This window comes from Streptomyces sp. DH10 (assembly GCF_029813805.1).
GTDB lineage: Bacteria > Actinomycetota > Actinomycetes > Streptomycetales > Streptomycetaceae > Streptomyces > Streptomyces coeruleofuscus.
This window is the reverse complement of the sequence record NZ_JARVKU010000019.1, coordinates 38,310-56,392: the sequence shown is the minus strand read 5'-3', so window position 1 is coordinate 56,392 and position 18,083 is coordinate 38,310. Positions and strand designations below refer to the sequence as shown.

Below are 18,083 nucleotides of genomic sequence, written 5' to 3'. Positions count from 1 at the left end.
AGCAGCCCTCAGATGTTCCGGAAGCGGTTGATGGCGTCGATGTGCTTGGCGCGCTTGGCGTCGTCGCGCACGCCCAGGCCCTCCTCGGGGGCCATGCACAGCACGCCGACCTTGCCCTGGTGCAGGTTGCGGTGCACGTCGAAGGCGGCCTGGCCGGTGTCCTCCAGGGAGTACACCTTCGACAGGGTCGGGTGGATCTTGCCCTTCGCGATGAGCCGGTTGGCCTCCCAGGCCTCGCGGTAGTTGGCGAAGTGCGAGCCGATGATCCGCTTCAGCGACATCCACAGGTAGCGGTTGTCGTACTCGTGCATGTAGCCCGAGGTGGAGGCGCAGGTGGTGATGGTGCCGCCCTTGCGGGTGACGAAGACGCTCGCGCCGAAGGTCTCGCGGCCGGGGTGCTCGAAGACGATGTCGATGTCCTCCCCGCCGGTGAGCTCGCGGATGCGCTTGCCGAAGCGCTTCCACTCCTTCGGGTCCTGGGTGTTCTCGTCCTTCCAGAACTTGTAGCCCTCGGCGCTGCGGTCGATGATCGCCTCCGCGCCCATGGCCCGGCAGATGTCCGCCTTCTGCTGCGAGGACACGACACAGATCGGGTTGGCGCCGCCGGCCAGCGCGAACTGGGTGGCGTACGAGCCGAGTCCGCCGCTCGCGCCCCAGATGAGCACGTTGTCGCCCTGCTTCATCCCGGCGCCGTTGCGGGAGACCAGCTGGCGGTAGGCGGTGGAGTTCACCAGGCCCGGGGCGGCGGCCTCCTCCCAGCTCAGGTGGTCCGGCTTCGGCATCAGCTGGTTGGACTTGACCAGCGCGATCTCGGCGAGGCCGCCGAAGTTGGTCTCGAAGCCCCAGATGCGCTGCTCGGGGTCGAGCATCGTGTCGTTGTGGCCGTCGCTGGACTCCAGCTCGACGGACAGGCAGTGCGCGACGACCTCGTCGCCGGGCCGCCAGGCGTTGACGCCCGGGCCGGTGCGCAGGACGACGCCCGCGAGGTCGGAGCCGATGATGTGGTAGGGCAGGTCGTGGCGCTTGGCCAGCTCGCTGGTGCGGCCGTAGCGCTCCAGGAAGCCGAACGTCGACAGCGGCTCGAAGATCGACGTCCACACCGAGTTGTAGTTGACCGAGGAGGCCATGACGGCCACCAGGGCCTCGCCCGGGCCCAGCTCGGGCAGCGGCACCTCGTCCAGGTGGATCGACTTGCGGGGATCCTTGTCGCGTGTGGCGAGCCCGGCGAACATCTCCGTCTCGTCCTTGTGCACGGTGATCGCGCGGTACGACTCGGGGAGCGGGAGGGCGGCGAAGTCCTCCGACGTGGAGTCGGGCGACTGGATCGCGGCCAGGATGTCCTTAACGGTCACGGTGTTGCCTCCGGCGGTGAGCGCCCTGAGGGAGGGGCGCCGATGGTTACGTCGGTGCTGCTGAGGGTCGAGGGTGTGCCGTCGGTTCGGCGGTGGTGCTGTTCGGCAGCGCTGGTGGCGCGGGAGGTTGCCTGTGACGCAGGCGTCCGGACGGGCAGGCGCTGGGCCCGCTGGGACGTCGCCCGGACCTCTTCAACGTATGACACCGCGTGTCACCCCGCAAGGCACTGAGTGCCAGAAGTTTCTCTCAGATGAAATCTTTACTTGACAAATGAGCGATGATCGATCGAACGGTAACCCAGAGGGCTGTCAAAACGTCTCCTGACATGCCAAAACGGCCACCCCGAGGGGTGGCCGTCGTCACAGGGAGATCACACGGGAGAAGGGACTCAGCGCTCCTTGAGGGCCTGCTCGATCGTCCGCATGACCTCGTCCAGCGGGGCGTCGGTGCGGGCGACGGTCACCAGCACCTCGCCCTGCGCCGAGGCCGTGGCCGCGGCCGGCTGCGGCTCCGTGGAGCGCCCGGCCCCGATGCCCGTGCCGAACGTCTTGCGCACGATCGCGAAGGCGTGGTCCAGCTGCGCCTCCACATCCCCCTGTCCGCCCGCCCGCAGCCAGCGCCGCAGGACGTGGTTGTGGGCGGTGACCACGGCGGACGCGGCGACCTCCGCGAGCAGCGGGTCGTCGTTGGCGTCGTCGGCGTGCGCGCGCTCGTCGAAGTGGCCGAGGAGGTAGCGGGTGAACAGGCGCTCGTAGCGGGCCACCGACGCGATCTCCGCCTCGCGCAGGGTGGGCACCTCGCGCGTCAGCTTGTAGCGGGCGACCGAGATCTCCGGACGGGCCGCGTACATCTTCATGACTTCCTTGATGCCGCGGCACACCGTGTCAAGCGGATGCTCGTGCGCGGGCGCGGCGTTGAGCACCGCCTCGGCCCGGACCAGGGTGTCGTCGTGGTCGGGGAAGATCGCCTCTTCCTTGGAGCGGAAGTGGCGGAAGAACGTGCGGCGGGCGACGCCGGCCGCGGCCGCGATCTCGTCGACGGTGGTCGCCTCGTACCCCTTGGTCGCGAACAACTCCATCGCGGCGGCCGCCAGTTCCCGGCGCATCTTGAGCCGCTGGGCGGCGGCGCGAGAGCCTGCGGCACTTTCCGGCGGGTCGGTCGTAACCGATGTACGTGAGGACTTGGCGGGCTGGGACATGCCCTGAACGTACTGCATGTGCGCAGCTCGCTGCGCGTGACCTGGTTCGTGGAACCGGTCCGGGCCGAGCAGGCCGCCCCACTCCGCGCCGGACCGGAACCAGTCGCCGGGACCCTCAGCGCTTGGCATATTCGCGGAAGCCACGGCCCGTCTTGCGGCCGAGGCAGCCCGCGGCCACCAGGTGCTCCAGAAGCGGTGCCGGGGCGAGCCCCGGGTCGCGGAACTCGCGGTGCAGGACCTTCTCGATGGCGAGCGAGACGTCGAGCCCGACGACGTCCAGCAGCTCGAACGGGCCCATCGGGTAACCCCCGCCCAGCTTCATCGCCGCGTCGATGTCGTCGAGCGACGCGTAGTGCTCCTGCACCATCTTGATCGCGTTGTTCAGGTACGGGAAGAGCAGCGCGTTCACGATGAAGCCCGCCCGGTCCCCGCAGTCGACCGCGTGCTTCCTGATCCGGCCGCAGACCTCGCGGACCGTCGCGTGGACGTCGTCGGCCGTCAGCACCGTGCGGACGACCTCGACCAGCTTCATGGCCGGGGCCGGGTTGAAGAAGTGCATGCCGATGACGTCCTGGGGACGCGAGGTGGCCCGGGCGCAGGCGACGACCGGCAGGGACGAGGTGGTGGTGGCCAGCACCGCGCCCGGCTTGCAGACCTTGTCCAGCGCGGCGAACAGCTGCCGCTTGACCTCCAGGTCCTCGGCGATGGCCTCCACGGCCAGGTCGACGTCGGCGAAGGCGTCGTACGAGCCCGCCGGAGTGATGCGGTCCAGGGTCTGCGCGGCGGCCTCGGCGGTCATCCGGCCCTTGTCGACCGAGCGGGACAGGGACTTGCCGATGCGGGCCTTCGCGGTCTGGGCCTTCTCCTCGCTGCGGGCGGCGAGGACGACCTCGTACCCGGCCTTGGCGAAGACCTCGGCGATACCGGAGGCCATGGTGCCCGAGCCCGCGACACCGACCGAGCGGACCTCCCGGCCCGGGACCAGGCCGCCGCCCTCCAGCGGGGTCAGCGCGTCCCGCACGACGGTGGCGCTGCCCGGCGCCTCGTACGTGTAGAACCCGCGTCCCGCCTTGCGGCCGGTCAGGCCCGCCTCGCTGAGCTGCTTGAGGATCGGCGCCGGGGCGTGCAGCCGGTCGCGGGAGGCGGCGTACATCGCCTCCAGGACCGTGCGCGCGGTGTCGACCCCGATCAGGTCGAGCAGCGCCAGCGGGCCCATCGGCAGGCCGCAGCCCAGCCGCATCGCGGCGTCGATGTCCTCGCGGGAGGCGTACTTCGCCTCGTACATCGCGGCGGCCTGGTTCAGGTAGCCGAACAGCAGGCCGTCGGCGACGAAACCGGGCCGGTCGCCGACCGCGACGGGCTCCTTGCCCAGGTCGAGGGCGAGATCCGTGACCGCCGTGACGGCCGCGGGCGCGGTCAGCACCGAGGAGACGACCTCGACCAGCTTCATGGCCGGGGCCGGGTTGAAGAAGTGCAGGCCCAGCACCCGCTCCGGACGGGCCGAGTCGGCGGCGAGCCGCGTGACGGACAGGGCGTTGGTGCCGGTCGCCATGATCGTCTCGGGGCGCACGATCCCGTCCAGCTCGCGGAAGATCTGCTGCTTGATCTCGTACGACTCCGGCGCCACCTCGATGACCAGGTCGGCGTCGGCCGCGGCCCGCAGGTCGGTGGAGGTGCGGACGCGGTCCAGGATCTGCGTGCGCTCCTGCTCGGTCAGCCGGCCGCGCTCGACGCCACGGGCGGTGGAGGACTCCAGGGCGGCGACGCACTTCGCCGCCTGGGCCTCGCTGATGTCGATGCCGACGACCTCGCGGCCGGCCTTGGCGAGGACCTCGGCGATGCCGGTGCCCATCGTGCCGAGGCCGACGACTGCGATGGTGCGCAGCGGGGACAGGGACGGGTCGGAAAGGGGAGTGGCCATCGCGGGACTCCTGGATGAGGGTGACGACTTCGGAACGTGCCCGGGTGCGCCGAAGACGGACCGGCGTATGCCGGATCCCGGGCGCACCGGGTACGTGAGGAATGCGGGTGTTGGCCGGGCTGCGAGCGCACACGCCCGGTGCCGTCGCCACGGGCGTGCACACGCCCGGGGAGCGGCGGGTCCGACCGGCCCTGTCCCGGGGCCGAGCCGTACTGCGGTACCTGAAGTACCGAACCGACTGCTCTCACGACGGCCGCGTCACCAGACCGCCGCGAGGAAATGCGAGTGGGTAACTCGCTCGTCTGAGCTTAACTCGCGGGTAACGAGCGCGCCAGCCCTCGTGTTTGTGATGTACGTCCCGGGCAGCTCGCGGCGCCTCTAATCTCTCACTCATGGACGAAGAGTTGCGATCACTCACGGAGCGCTTACGGCAGGAGTCGGGGGCGTCGCCCGCCTTCGAGCGGCTCGTGGCGACCGACGACCTCGACGCCCTGGCCGCGGTGCTGACCGAACCCGGGCAGCCCTTGTGGGCGAGGGAGCTGGCCGCCTTCCGGCTGGGACTCGACGGGGACCGGCGGGCCTTCGAGTCCCTGGTGCTGCTGCTCAACCACCGTGACCCGCCGCGCTGCGCGTCCGCCGCCTACGCCCTCGCCCGCCTCGGCGACCGGCGCACCGCCCGCGCCGCCGCCGCCCTCGCCACCAACGAACTGCGCGTCGCCTACGCGCTCCACCCCGTCCGGCTCCTGGTCGAACTGCGAGCCCCGGAGGCGGTGCCCGCCCTGATCACCACCCTCCAGCGACGGCTGCGCCCGCACGACCCGTACCGCCGCGTGGCCCTCGCCTGCGTGGAAGGGCTCGGCACGCTGGGCGACGCCCGGGCCAGACCCGTGCTGAACGAGGCCCTCGCGCATCCGGTGCTGGCGGAGGCGGCGGTGCGGGCACTGGGGCGGATTCCGAAACAGAGGTGAGATCAGCGGGGGAGTGCGCGTGCGTACCGCACCTCGGGGACCGTGACACCGTCCACCTCGAAGGGCTCCTCCGCGCCGTCCGCCTCGAACCCGGCCCGTTCGTAGAAGCGGCGGGCCCGGCCGTTGCCCTTGAGGACCCACAGGAGCAGACGGCCGTGGCCCGCGGCGGCGCAGCGCGCGACGGCCTCCGCGAGCAGGGCCTGCCCCGCGCCCCGTCCCAGGTGTTCCGGATGGACGTAGACGGCGTACAACTCGGCGTCATCCGTGGCGACTTCGCCGTCCCGGTACGGCCCGTGGCAGGCCCAGCCCACGACCTCGCCGCCGGTGTCCTCGGCGACCAGGTTCACCACGCTGCCGTCGGCCTGCGCCAGGTGCCCGCGACGCCGCTCGGCGTCCTCCGTGACGCTGAGCCCGTCCAGGTACGACTGCGGTATCAGCCCCCGGTACGCGCTCTGCCAGCCGCGGATGCGGATCTCCGCGACACGGTCGCAGTCGGCGAGCGCCATCTCCCGTATCCGAAGCGCCCTGGTCGAAGGACTCACTCCGCCACCACCGCGAACGCCTCGACCTCCAGCAGGAATTCGGGCCGGACCAGCCCCGCGACCCGCACCGCCGACGCGGCAGGCAGCCGGTCGTCGGGTATGTACTCCGCACGGGCCGCCCGGATGGCGGGCATGTGGGCCATGTCCGTGACGAAGTAGGTGAGTTTGACGACGTCGTCGAAGGTCGCCCCGGCGGCGGCCAGGCAGCGCCGGAGGTTCTCGAAGACCCGACGGGCCTGTGCCGCCGGGTCGCCCTCTCCGACCGGCCGGCCCTGCTCGTCCAGCGCGAGCTGTCCCGCGATGGCCACGAAACGGCCGGTGCCCATGACGACGTGGCTGTACTGGGCCGCGGCGGCGACCCCGTCGGGCGCGGCAATTCTGGTCAGCTCACTCATGGGTCCATCGTGGACCACGGCACCGACCTGTGTGCTCAGAACCGGCCGCCGCCGGCTCCCCGGACCGGTTTCCTTGCAAGGGCCTAGGTCGTGTCCGCAAAGTCCCGCCTGCCCCGCGACGCCCGGCACGCCCTCTCGCCGCACCGGGCGAACACCCACGTACAACCAGCACGCGGGCGTCCGCCCGGCACTCCCCCAGCCTTCGGCCGGGGGGACCCCCAGAGCACGCACCGGACGCCGCGAGGCCCGCCCTCCGGGCGGACGACGGGACTTTGCGGACACGACCTAGCGCTTCAGCTGGGCGTACATGGCTTCCAGGTCTGCGGACAGCTGCGACTTGATCCACCGGGTGGTGTCGTCGGCCAGTACCTCGTGCGCCCCTGCCTCGATGCCGTCGAGCGCGGCCACGGCGACGTCGCGGGGGTCGGCCTTGGGCGCGTCGATGCCCGACGTCATGTCGGTGTCCACGTAGGCCACATGGAGCCCGGTCACCGCGATGCCGCGCGGCTGCAACTCCAGGCGCAGGGAGTTGGTCTGCGACCACAGGGCGGCCTTGGAGGCGCTGTAGGGCGTGCCGTCGGCCAGCCAGGACAGGGCGGAGTGGACGTTGAGGATGTGCCCTCCGCCCCTGCGCTCGATGATCGGCGCGAAGGCCCGGGTGACCAGCAGCGGCCCGTAGAAGTTGGTCTCCAGATCCCGGCGCACGTCGTCCATCGGGGACTCGAGGTACGAAGCGCGGGCGGAGGCGCCGGCGTTGTTGATCAGGATGGTGACGTCCTGGGCCTGCTCGGCGGCGGCTGCCACGGATGCCGGGTCGGTGACGTCGAGCGCCAGCGGAACGGCATCGGGGTGTGTCACCGAGCGAGGGTCGCGGGCGGTGGCGTAGACCTTGCCGGCCCCGCGCGCGTAGAGCTCCTCGACCAGCACCTTGCCGATGCCCCGGCTGCCTCCGGTGACGAAGACGCCGGCGCCCTTGATCGCTGTCACGACTACCTCCAGAACATGGAAAACCGATCGGTTTCACCACCGTAAACCGATCGGTTTTCAGGCGCAAGAGGGTGGCCGCGGCGCCAACGGCTGCGAGTGACGCGTCAGCGCATGCCTGCCGCGTCGAGCAGGGTGTTCACGGTGGGCGCGATGAGCCCGGGCAGCTTGTCGGCCCCGATTCCCGCGCGGGCGCTGGCGCCGTCGAAGACCAGGCTGAGCTGCCGGGCCAGCAGGTCGGCGTCGCCCGCCCCGCCCAGTTCGGCCTCGGAACGGAAGAACTCCGTCAGGTTCGCCTTGATCCGGTGGGCCACCCGGCTCGCGGGGTGGTTCTGGTTCTTCAGCTCGATCTGAACAGCCAGGTACGGGCAGCCTCGGAACTCGGGCGTCCCCGACTGCGACTCCACCTGCTCGAAGACGTGCAGGATCCGCTCGCGGGGCGACCGGCCGTCGTCCGCCGCGGGCAGGAGGGTCGCCACGAAGGCGGAGGCGCGCTCCTCCAGGCTCACTGCCAGCAGCTCGTCCTTGCTCTCGAACAACTGGTACAGGGAGCGCTTCGACACCCCCGCCGCCTTGCACAGCGCCTCGACGCCGATGCCGACACCGTCCCGGTAGGTGAGCGTGGCCGCCGCCTCCAGCAGCCGCTCTCTCGTACTTGCCTTCACCTCGGTGGTCATACTGCGAGGTTAACCCGATGTGGAGGAAATGAAAACCGATCGGTTTCAAGGTGTGCCGGGGCGGACACGCCCTAGGCCGGGACGGCGGTCTTCCCGGGCTCGGTCTCGACCGGGATGCGGTGCATCCCCTTGCGGTCGTACCAAGCGGTCACGCCGAAACCGAACAGTGCGGCCACCGCGAGGCCGGCGCCCATCATCACCCAGCCCCGAGTCAGGCCCGCGTCGGCCCGGGCGTCGTAGTAGAGGATCGAGCGGAGGCCGCCGGTGATCTGCCGCAGCGGCTCGAACTCCGCGAGGAAGCGGTAGAAGCCGGGGAGCGCCTCGATGGGGGTGGTGGCGCCGGCCGTCGGCACCGCCATCCCGATGAAGACCAGCGTGACCACCAGCATGCCGGGCGTGCCGAAGACGGCGAGGAGGGCGAGCGCACCGGTCCCGCACACCGCGATGGCGCACACCGAGTACAGCCACAGCAGCGGCAGATGGGCGGCGTCCATCCCCATGATGCCGATCGCGCCCGCCATGACCAGCGTCCCCATCAGCAGGGACAGGCCGACCATGAGGGTGCTGCTGATGGCGAGGCTCTGCACCCGGGTCGCCCGGATCAGCGGGCGGTGCAGGCGCAGCGGGCCCATGTCGTTGTGGGTGTAGCCGAGGGCGTGGTCCACCTGGCCGCTGATGACATTGGCCGAGAGCATGCCGCAGACCACCAGGACGAGCGCGTAGTAGAACGCCGTCAGGCCCAGACCGCTGCGCGAGTCGAGCGGATGCCCGTCCCTGACCGTGACGGCGGCCGGGTCGGCGAGCAGGAGGCGCGCGGCGACGGGCAGCTTCGCCTGGCCGGCCGCGTTCCGCGCGGTCAGTTCCTCGCCCACCCGGAGAGAGGCGCGCTCGGCCGCCTGCGTCGTCGCCGCCCGGGCCAGGCTGGAGCCCATGCTGCCGGCGGACTGGTTGGTCAGCACCGTCAGCGTCGGGCGAGCCAAGGTGTGCGTGGCTCCGGTGGTCGCCGTGCCGGTCAGTGCGGTGGTCGAGGAGGAGAAGTCGGCGGGGACGACGAGCGCGCCGTACAGCTTGCCCTCGCCGAGTCCCTCCTTCGCCCCCTTCTCGTCCATCACCTTCCAGTCGATCCCGCCCTCGCTCGCCGGGGACTCGACGATGGACTCGGTGATCCGCGCTCCCAGGTTGATGTGCTCGCCCCCGGCAGTGGCCCCTTTGTCGGCGTTGACCAGGCCGACGGGCAGCTTCTTCATGTGGTCGACCGGATCGACGTTGGCGCCGACGTAGAGCACGGCGAACAGCAGCGCGAGGACGCCGGTGACGACGCCGTTGGCGATCCACAGAGGACGGGCGCGCAGGACACGGAAGGGATGAATGCCGCTCATGACGTACTCCGGCGGATCAGGGCGTTCGCTTCGCCGGGGGCTGCCAGCCGCCGGTGACTTCCTTGACGGGCTTGTGGGGGAAGCGGCGCTGGGCGTATTCCTGCGCGTGTGAGCCCGGCAGGACGTACAGGGTCTCCTTCTTGTCCTGGAGCGGTCGCAGCACGGTGTCCATGAACGTCTTGCGGTCGTCCAGGTACGGGCCCAGGACGTCCTCGCCGCCGGGGCAGACCGCCACGCAGTAGCCGGACTTGTAGCCGGGGGGCGAGGTCAGGCTCTGCCACATGGAGGCGCTCTCGGAGTCGGAGACCCGGGAACGGTAGTCGGCGGCGTCCTCGCTGTCGGCCACGGTCTGCGCCCAGTCGGTGAACCCGCTCATGAACTCGCGGTAGTTGTGCGTGGTGCAGGCCAGCGCGTCGAACGCCCCGTCCTTGCTGATGGCACCGACCGGGCAGGCGGCGACGCACAGCTTGCAGTCGACGCAGGGGTTGTAGTCCAGCGCCCGCCCGTACTCGCTCACCTCGGCGTCCACCAGGACGGTCGCCAGCAGGATGAAGTTGCCGAACTTGGGGTGGATGACGTTGCGGTGCAGGCCCATCACGCCGAGCCCCGCGGCCACCGCGACCGTCTTGTGCGCCACCACCCAGATCCGCTCGCTGGGGAAGCGGTCCATCTCCTGGGGGAAGCCGACCGACGGGTTGAGCGCGCGGTATCCGGCGTCCTGCAGTCCCTGGGTGACGCCGCGGGCGGCATGGTTGGCCTGCTCGTCGGTCTGGTGGAACTCCTGATTGGCCACGCTGCGGGCGGGGGAGCGGCAGTTGTCGCGGTTCATCCGGAACGCCATCGCGATCAGGGTGCGGGTGCCGGGCAGCGCGGACTGCGCGTGCTCGCGCTCGCCGGCCAGGTCGGGGTGGTCCAGACTGACCGCGGCCGCGTCGTCCGCCCCGGCCGCCAGGCACAGCTCGCGCAGCCAGGCCGCGTCGATCACCGCCGGCGGACTCGCGGCGTCACCCGCCGCGCGCCGGGCGAGCACGGCCCGCACCGACGGATGTGCGGCCAGCTTCGCCGGAAGCCTGAGGTTCGCCGGCTGCCCCTCGGCGCCGCGTGCGGTAGTCATCCGACACTCCCTGGTGGACCTCGTCGCAGCTCGCCCCCAGGGCGAGAAACCGATCGGTTTCGCCTCACTGTAAACCGGTCGGTTTTCGATGCGCAAGGTCGAGCGGGCGCGGTGGGGACCGCCGCTCGTGGAGAATTCAAGGGGGTGTGCGGGTGCTCTGTCTCATCCAGTCGAGGTCATGACCCGGATGCTTCTTCGGATGCGCTCGAACGCTCCCAAGCCAGGGAGAAACGCTCCTAAAGGAGCGAGAGTTGCGTCGGCCCGGACACCGGCGGCTCCTCGGTCGGCTCAGGGGGCCGGATCCGGCGCGGCGTCCCCGCGCGCGTGGGCCCGATGCCGTACTCCTCGGCCAGTTCGTGCACCTGACGGGTGATCCGGCGCTGGTACCACTTCGGGGCGTAGGAGCCCTCCGCGTAGAGCCGCCGGTAGCGCGCCACCAGGTGCGGATGGTGTTGTTCCAGCCAGGTCATGAACCACTCGCGGGCGCCGGGCCGCAGATGCAGCACCAGCGGGGTGACGGATGTGGCGCCGGAGGCCGCTATCGCCCGCACGGTCGCCCTGAGTTGTGCCGGCTGGTCGCTGAGGAACGGGATCACCGGCGCCATCAGCACACCGCAGCCGATGCCGTGCTCGCCGAAGGTGCGTACCACCTCCAGGCGCCGCTCCGGCGCGGGCGTGCCCGGTTCGACGGTGCGCCACAGCTCCTGTTCGGTGAAGCCGACCGAGACGGAGATGCCCACGTCGGTCACCTCCGCGGCCTGCTTGATCAGGTCCAGGTCGCGCAGGATGAGCGTGCCCTTGGTCAGGATGGAGAACGGGTTCGCGTGGTCCCGCAGGGCCGAGATGATGCCCGGCATCAGGCGGTAGCGGCCCTCGGCGCGCTGGTAACAGTCCACGTTCGTGCCCATCGCGATGTGCTCGCCCTGCCAGCGGCGCGAGGCGAGCTGGCGGCGCAGCAGCTCCGGCGCGTTGGTCTTGACCACGATCTGGGAGTCGAAGCCGAGGCCCGTGTCGAGGTCGAGATAGCTGTGCGTCTTGCGCGCGAAGCAGTACACACACGCGTGTGAGCAGCCGCGATAGGGATTGACCGTCCACTGGAACGACATCCGGGAGACCGCCGGCACCCGGTTGATGATCGAGCGGGCCCGGATCTCGTGGAAGGTGATTCCCGCGAACTCCGGCGTGTCGAAGGTGCGGATGGTCACGGCGTCCGCGCCGAACAGCGCGGAGTCGGCCCGGCTGTGTTCGGAGTCCTCTGTGAGGTTGTCCCAGCGCATGACGCCTCCTCGGTAGCACTGCCCCCAGAATAGAACAGATGTTCCCTTGATCGTGCGAGGGTGCTTTCCGAACGGGTTCGACCGGGTTGGGCGACCCCGATTTGGGTGGCCGGGCAGCGGGGTGGTTGGCTTGCCCCCAACCCCCGAGAACCCATGTCCTGGAGGAAAGCGATGGCGCAGGTCGAGGCCACTACGGAGCGGATCGTCGCGGCGGACGCGGAGACGGTGTTCGACGCCCTCGCCGACTACAGCGGCACGCGCGCGAAGCTGCTGCCGGAGCAGTTCAGCGAGTACGAGGTCCGGGAGGGCGGTGACGGCGAGGGCACCCTCGTCCACTGGAAGCTCCAGGCCACCAGCAAGCGCGTGCGCGACTGCCTCCTGGAGGTCAGCGAGCCCACCGACGGCGAGCTGGTCGAGAAGGACCGCAACTCCTCCATGGTCACCACCTGGCGCGTCACCCCGGCCGGCGACGGCAAGTCCCGGGTCGTCGTGACCACCACCTGGACCGGCGCCGGCGGCATCGGCGGCTTCTTCGAGAAGACCTTCGCGCCCAAGGGCCTCGGCCGGATCTACGACGCGCTGCTCGCCCGGCTCGCCGCCGAGGTCGAGAAGTAGCCTCCCTCGAAGCGGAGGATGGATAAGCGGCTCCCTCAAACCGGGAACTTCCAGGGGCCGTTGTGCCCCTCACCGGTTCGGGTGATCTCCGTTCGGCTCAGACCTGTGCCGTAACTCGTCGCGCTTGCTCGTAGTTGTCGCTTTTACGCGGGAATTGTGCGGCAGCGCGACGAGGGGAGCGGTAGGTGGGCGGGATCACTCTGGCGCAGGACGAACCGGCGGTGGCACCTCCCGAACCCCCCTCCCCGCCGCCGGCCCCGGCCGCCGAACTGAGCCCGCGCAGGGTGCGGTTGGTCTTCGTCGCACTCATGTCGGCCCTGCTCCTCGCCGCCCTGGAGCAGATGATCGTCGCCACGGCGCTCCCGAAGATCGTCGGTGAGCTGCACGGCCTGGACCGGATGTCCTGGGCGATCACCGTCTACCTGCTCACCGCGACCGTCGGACTGCCGATCTACGGCAAGCTGGGCGACCTGCTCGGCCGCAAGGGCGTCTTCCAGTTCGCGATCGTCGTCTTCGTCGCCGGCTCGGCGCTCGCGGGCCGGGCGCAGACCATGGACCAGCTGATCGCCGTCCGGGCCCTCCAGGGCGTCGGCGCGGGCGGCCTCATGATCGGTGTCCAGACGATCGTCGCGGACATCGTGCCCGCCCGGCGGCGCGGCCGCTACATGGGCCTGATCGGCGCCGCCTTCGGACTCGCCTCCGTGGCCGGCCCCCTGCTCGGCGGCTACTTCACCGACCACCTCTCCTGGCGCTGGTGCTTCTACGTCAACGTGCCCTTCGGCCTGGTCACGCTGGTCGTCGTCGCCGTCGCGCTGAAGCTCCCGAAACCGGCCGGCAAGGCCCGGCTGGACATCCTCGGCGCGCTGCTGCTCACCGCCGCCTCCACCTGCCTGGTCCTGCTGACCAGTTGGGGCGGCACCGAGTACGCCTGGGACTCGCGCATGATCCTCGGCCTCGGCGCGGGAGCGGCCGTGGCGACCGTCCTCTTCGTCGTCGCCGAGCACTTCGCCGCCGAACCCCTCATCCCGCTGCGGCTGTTCAGGGACTCCGTCTTCAACGTCACCGGCCTGATCGGCCTGGTGACCGGGGCCGGGCTGTTCGGCGCCGCCAGCTATCTGCCGACCTACCTCCAGATGGTCGACGGCGCCTCCGCCACCGAGTCGGGCCTGCTCATGCTGCCCATGATGGCCGGCATCGTCGGCGCCTCGGTCATCACCGGACAGCTCATCAGCCACACCGGCCGCTACAAGGCCTACCCGATCCTCGGCGGCGCCCTCTCCACCACCGGCATGTGGCTGCTGTCCCGCCTCGACGCCGACACGCCCCGGCTGCACTACAGCATCTGGATGGCCGTCCTCGGCGCCGGCATCGGCATGGTGATGCCGGTGCTGATCCTCGCCGTGCAGAACTCGGTGCGGCCGGCCGATCTCTCCACCGCCACCAGCGCCACCAACTACTTCCGGCAGATCGGTGGCAGCCTCTCAGCCGCCGTCCTAGGCACCCTCATCGCCGACCGGCTCGCCGACGCCCTGGCCCGCGACCTGCCCACGCGCGCGGGCGACCGGCTCCCCGACCCCGAGTCCATCACCCCGCAGCTCGTGCACGGCCTGCCCCCGGCACTGCGCGACGGCTACATCGGGGCGTACGCCGACGCCATGCCGCGGATCTTCCTCCACCTGGTGCCGGTGCTGGCCCTCGGGCTGGTCATCGCCCTCTTCCTCAAGGAGAAACCCCTGGTGTCCCACCACGCATCCGTCACCGACCCGGACACGGTCCCCGGGAGCACCCCGATCCCGCAGGCCCGCGCCCCGCACACCGCCGGGATCCCCGTCTGCGGCTCGGTGCAGCACCACGACGGGACCGTCGTGCCCCGCGCGGCACTCACGCTCATCGACGTCACCGGACAGCAGACCGCCCGGGGCGCCAGCGGCGAGGACGGGCGCTACGCGCTGGCCACCCCGGGCCCCGGCGCGTACGTGCTGATCGCCGCCGCGGGCGGCCACCAGCCGCAGGCGGTCTCCGTGACCGTCGGCGAACGCCCCGTCGAACTGGACATCGTCCTGGGCGGCGCGGGGAACCTCGTCGGCAGCGTGGTCACCGCCGACGGCACCCCCGTACGGGACGCCGGCGTCACGCTCACCAACGTGCACGGCGAGGTCGTGGCCACCACCCGCAGCGACCGCGAGGGCGGTTACGTCATCACCGATCTGGTGGCCGGCGAGTACACCCTCGCCGCCAGCGCCCCCGCCTTCCGCCCGGCCGCGCTCCCCGTCACCGTCCAGGCCGCCCGCGAGACCCGCCGGGACATCGAACTGGCCGGCGGCGCCCTCCTGCGCGGCACCGTCCGGGCGGGCGGCGGCCGGCCCGTCGAGGACGCGCGCGTGACCCTGCTGGACGTCGCCGGCAACGTCGTCGACACGCTCACCACCGGCCCCGACGGCACGTTCCGGTTCGTCGACCTGTCCTCCGGCGAGTACACCGTCATCGCCGCCGGTTACCCGCCCGTCGCCACCGTGCTCCAGGTGGCCGGGGGCGGCCGCACCGAGCGGGACCTCCAACTGGGACACGAGGACTAAAGCCACCGGCGCGCGGGGTCGCACGCCGGTGCGAACCCCGCGCGAGGAATTCCCGCATTGACGCACATGGCAACCGGCGGTCGCCGTACGGTGGTGACGCTGGCACAGATCTTGCGGATCCGTGGGGAGAGAGGGCCTGGGCCATGGACCGTGGCACCGACAGGGGCACACCCGCCGGCCCCGGAGCCGGGCACGGCCCGGTGGCGGAAGCCACCGAGCCCGGCCGTGTCCCCCTGGCCGTGGTCGTCGTCGACCGCGAAGGCCTCGTGTCCCACTGGAGCACGGGCGCACGGCGCCTGTTCGGTGTCCCCAAGGACGAGGCCATCGGCCGCGCGGCCCTCGACCTGCTCCCCGTCTCCGGCGCACTTCCCGGGGACCAGGACACCACCACTCCGTACGAGGCCGACGACGGACCCGGCCCCGGCCTCGAGGCGTCCCTCGACGGCGGGCTGTCCTACTGTTCCTAAAGACTGAGCGGGAGTGAGTCCTGTCGCCAGGGCTCATGCTCAGCCGCGTGCTCCGAACGGTGTTGGGCACGCTGGTCGCCCGCTTTCGCTCCGCGTCCGGGCAGCACGACTCCTGATCGTGGTCCGGGTACGCGGGGGCGGGTTTCCTCACGCCGTCGGGTCTCCGGTCGGGCCTGGACGGTCCGATGCCCCGCACGATCACTCTGGTCGTGTGGGGGCGGTGCCGTCCGTCGCCGGATCGGATACCCAAGGGCGCGTCGCCCGATCGCGATGCTTGCCGCATCGTGCCGGGACACTTGACGGGCGGGTGTCGTCAGGGGCTGCTGCCAGTGCTGGGCACCCCACCGGGAGGTGTACGCCGGATCCACCGCGACGATCGCGATGTTCTGCTCGGCGGCCATCGACACCAGCCGCGCCTTCAGCTTCGCGGTGGGAAAGCGGGAGATCAGACGGCGGAACCGCTTGTTACGGCCGTGCTTCTCCCTGCTGGTGCCGTCGGTGAAGTCGAGGTCCTCGATCGCGATCGCCTCGGCTCCCCTGCGGCGGGTGTGGTGCAGCAGCCGGGTCAGCGCATGGCGGATCTGGGCGTCCCGGTGCGAGGTATTACCTGACAGGTTGTAGAAGAAGCGCTGGGGTTCGCCGACGGGGTTGCCGTGGATGTCGAGGTGCCAAGCGGCGAGGTGTTCGTCGTTCATGTCCACTGCCACCACCCCCCGGGCCAGCGCCGCGTCGATCGGCAGGACCGGGACAGCTGTGCGCTGCCAGGAAGCGGTGACATACCAGCGGCGGCGGACCGGGTCGTGGTGGATGCGGTAGGCCACCGCCCGGTTGTCCGTAACTCGGTCCGCCCATTCCTCGCCCCGGTGCTTAAACATCACGGTGGCGTCGAGGACGTAGCGGCCGTGCGGGGCGTTGGCCAGATGGCCAAGGGCTGCGGGGAGCCTGATGGAGACCTGCCCGGTGCCGGTGATGCGGATGGTCTCGTTGCCGAAGTGTTTGCCGGACTCCCCGTCGGCTGCCAGGAACATCCGCGCCGCCTCCCACCGTTCCCGCCAGGCCGCCTGATCCAGCCCGGCCCGGTGCAGGTGGTGGCGCAGGCGGGCGAGTTGGTTGCCGCCGCGCACTACATGCACCCGGCCCGCCGCCCAGTCCGCCTCCAGACCGGCGAGCCGGTCCTTCAGCGAGTGCAGGCGGCGGGCCTTGGCGTGCCACTCCGCCCGCGAGCCGTACCCGCGCACCAGCCCTTCGCGTTTGCTGGCCTTGGCGCCCAGCGGGCGGGCCAGCCGGGCCTCGATCGCGGTGATCTGCCCACGCAGCCACGCCATCCCCGCCATCTGGCCGCGCCGGGCCAGGGCCCACTGGTCATGGGTGGCTTTGGTGATGCTGCCCGCCCACCGCGCCGAAGAGGACCCGGTCAGCTCCCGCTTCCGAGCAGCCCACGTGGCGGCATCATGGGCCAGCCCCTGACGGGAGCGCACCGCGAGATCCCGCGCCGCAAGCCCACCGAGGAACGTACCGACCTCGGCCAATACGGCCGCGTCCGTCTCCGAGACCCGCAACCGGGCCCGGACCGCCACCCCCGAGGGGCCGGGCACCACAAACGGCGCCGCCACCTTCCGCAGCCCGCCCACCCCGTTACCCCCGGCCCGATGTCGACGATCCGTCACCGCATCCAACGAGCCCCAGCCGCAAAGGTCACACATTCGACAGGCAAACTTCCGTTCCCCCGACTCCGAAGCCGTCTGCGTCCCGTCGTCGGCAGTGCCGGCACTCACTCACACTCGCTCATACACGCTTACGCTCGACCAAGCGGCAGCAGTAACAACCCCCTGGTCGGCCCCGGCCCCGAGCGGCTGCTCGTGCTGGCCGCCGACGCCGACGGGCTGCGCGTCGGCGGCACCGACGGGGCGTTCGAGCGGATCGCGCCCGGCTTCGCGCTGCACACCGACTTCCCCGGCTCGGAGGACCTCGCCCGCCGACTGCCCGAGATCCTGCCCAGCATGAGCGTCGGCGAGAGCGCCCGCATCGTCGCGCAGGTCCTCGAACTCGGCTATCCTGTCCTGGAGTTCAGCCAGAATGACCGGGTGCCCGTCACGCCGGACTGGGGCGTGGCCCGGCGCGCCGAGCGCAAGGCACGCCGCGAACGGGCCGCGCGGGCCCTGGCCGCCGGTGAGCCCGTCCCGGAGGAACTGCGCGACGAGGGCGAGGACCTCGAGTACGCCGCCGTCCGCGAGCGCCTGGAGTTCCTCAACGAGGTCAGCGGCCGCATCGGCACCTCCCTCGACCTGTCCCGCACAGCTGGTCGGGGACCGGGGCAGGGCCTTCCTCGTGGAGCTCTCGGGGGCGGCCAAGGCGGTGCTGCCGGGGCTGGCGAGCGGTCCGGCCGGTCCGCCGCCCAAGCTCGCGCCCGTGTTCCGGCACGGTCTCGCACCCGGCGAGGTCTCCGACGAGGCCGTGCCCGAATATCTGAGCTCGGCCGGTCTCACCGTCCTGGCGAGCGGCGAACTGCCCCTCGTCACCACGGGGTTCCGCTCCGACGGCACGTGTATCGAGCTGCCTTCCAAGTGGTTGGTGGCGGGGCGTACGGCTTAGAGGTCCCTGAGGTGGAACGAGACAG

14 protein-coding genes and 3 pseudogenes are annotated in these 18,083 nt (G+C 71.1%); 6 read left to right on the top strand and 11 right to left on the bottom strand.

Translation table 11 applies throughout. From position 1 onward, the window contains the following. Positions 1–8: 8 nt before the first annotated feature. From ccrA to QC385_RS31895, 3 genes are all read right to left on the bottom strand, one after another. Complete coding sequence (ccrA, locus tag QC385_RS31905) at positions 9–1,352, bottom strand: crotonyl-CoA carboxylase/reductase (protein WP_279544829.1); 1,344 nt, start codon at positions 1,350–1,352, stop codon at positions 9–11. A gap of 389 nt (positions 1,353–1,741) precedes the next feature. Next, complete coding sequence (locus tag QC385_RS31900) at positions 1,742–2,551, bottom strand: TetR family transcriptional regulator (protein WP_193503424.1); 810 nt, start codon at positions 2,549–2,551, stop codon at positions 1,742–1,744. Between the two features lie 115 nt (positions 2,552–2,666). After that, positions 2,667–4,472, bottom strand: coding sequence for a 3-hydroxyacyl-CoA dehydrogenase family protein (locus tag QC385_RS31895; RefSeq protein WP_279544828.1), 1,806 nt, complete (start codon positions 4,470–4,472; stop codon positions 2,667–2,669). Positions 4,473–4,864: 392 nt separating this feature from the next. Here QC385_RS31895 and QC385_RS31890 point away from each other — a divergent pair, with 392 nt between their 5' ends. Next, the gene (locus QC385_RS31890) at positions 4,865–5,440 is read left to right on the top strand and encodes an adenylosuccinate lyase (RefSeq protein ID WP_279544827.1); all 576 of its coding nucleotides are present in this window, start codon (positions 4,865–4,867) and stop codon (positions 5,438–5,440) included. Between the two features lie 2 nt (positions 5,441–5,442). Here the strand turns inward: QC385_RS31890 and QC385_RS31885 are convergent, their stop codons facing one another. The 7 genes from QC385_RS31885 to QC385_RS31855 form a co-directional block, all read right to left on the bottom strand. Next, positions 5,443–5,946 carry a GNAT family N-acetyltransferase gene (locus tag QC385_RS31885; protein WP_279544826.1) on the bottom strand — a complete coding sequence of 168 codons (504 nt, stop codon included), beginning with the start codon at positions 5,944–5,946 and terminating at the stop codon, positions 5,443–5,445. Positions 5,947–5,978: 32 nt separating this feature from the next. Beyond that, positions 5,979–6,377, bottom strand: a complete 399-nt coding sequence (locus QC385_RS31880) for a RidA family protein (RefSeq protein WP_279544825.1) — start codon at positions 6,375–6,377, stop codon at positions 5,979–5,981. Between the two features lie 285 nt (positions 6,378–6,662). Then, positions 6,663–7,364, bottom strand: coding sequence for an SDR family oxidoreductase (locus QC385_RS31875; RefSeq protein ID WP_279544824.1), 702 nt, complete (start codon positions 7,362–7,364; stop codon positions 6,663–6,665). Positions 7,365–7,468: 104 nt separating this feature from the next. Then, positions 7,469–8,038, bottom strand: coding sequence for a TetR/AcrR family transcriptional regulator (locus QC385_RS31870; protein WP_279544823.1), 570 nt, complete (start codon positions 8,036–8,038; stop codon positions 7,469–7,471). A gap of 71 nt (positions 8,039–8,109) precedes the next feature. Continuing rightward, entirely contained in the window at positions 8,110–9,417 is a 1,308-nt protein-coding gene (locus QC385_RS31865) for a DUF3533 domain-containing protein (RefSeq protein ID WP_279544822.1), read from the bottom strand. Positions 9,418–9,433: 16 nt separating this feature from the next. Beyond that, positions 9,434–10,531: a 4Fe-4S binding protein gene (locus QC385_RS31860; protein WP_279544821.1), complete on the bottom strand. Its 1,098-nt coding sequence runs from the start codon at positions 10,529–10,531 to the stop codon at positions 9,434–9,436. A 236-nt stretch (positions 10,532–10,767) separates the two neighbouring features. Continuing rightward, positions 10,768–11,808 carry an Rv2578c family radical SAM protein gene (locus tag QC385_RS31855; RefSeq protein WP_279544820.1) on the bottom strand — a complete coding sequence of 347 codons (1,041 nt, stop codon included), beginning with the start codon at positions 11,806–11,808 and terminating at the stop codon, positions 10,768–10,770. A gap of 171 nt (positions 11,809–11,979) precedes the next feature. Between QC385_RS31855 and QC385_RS31850 the strand changes: the two genes are divergently transcribed. From QC385_RS31850 to QC385_RS31840, 3 genes and pseudogenes are all read left to right on the top strand, one after another. Further along, on the top strand, positions 11,980–12,423 hold the full coding sequence (locus tag QC385_RS31850; protein ID WP_020276619.1) for an SRPBCC family protein: 444 nt from the start codon (positions 11,980–11,982) through the stop codon (positions 12,421–12,423). Between the two features lie 185 nt (positions 12,424–12,608). Beyond that, positions 12,609–14,999 (top strand): MFS transporter, encoded by a 2,391-nt coding sequence (locus tag QC385_RS31845; RefSeq protein WP_279544819.1) that lies wholly within the window; start codon positions 12,609–12,611, stop codon positions 14,997–14,999. A gap of 143 nt (positions 15,000–15,142) precedes the next feature. Further along, positions 15,143–15,457 (top strand): annotated as a pseudogene (locus QC385_RS31840) (PAS domain-containing protein); the annotation flags it as partial. Between the two features lie 5 nt (positions 15,458–15,462). Here the strand turns inward: QC385_RS31840 and QC385_RS31835 are convergent. Beyond that, complete coding sequence (locus QC385_RS31835) at positions 15,463–17,097, bottom strand: transposase (RefSeq protein ID WP_279544818.1); 1,635 nt, start codon at positions 17,095–17,097, stop codon at positions 15,463–15,465. A gap of 195 nt (positions 17,098–17,292) precedes the next feature. Here QC385_RS31835 and QC385_RS31830 point away from each other — a divergent pair. Then, a pseudogene (locus QC385_RS31830) lies at positions 17,293–17,763 on the top strand (PAS sensor protein); the annotation flags it as partial. Then, a pseudogene (locus tag QC385_RS31825) lies at positions 17,759–18,058 on the top strand (SAM-dependent methyltransferase); the annotation flags it as partial. The pseudogenes QC385_RS31830 and QC385_RS31825, both read left to right, overlap by 5 nt. Positions 18,059–18,083 lie beyond the last annotated feature (25 nt).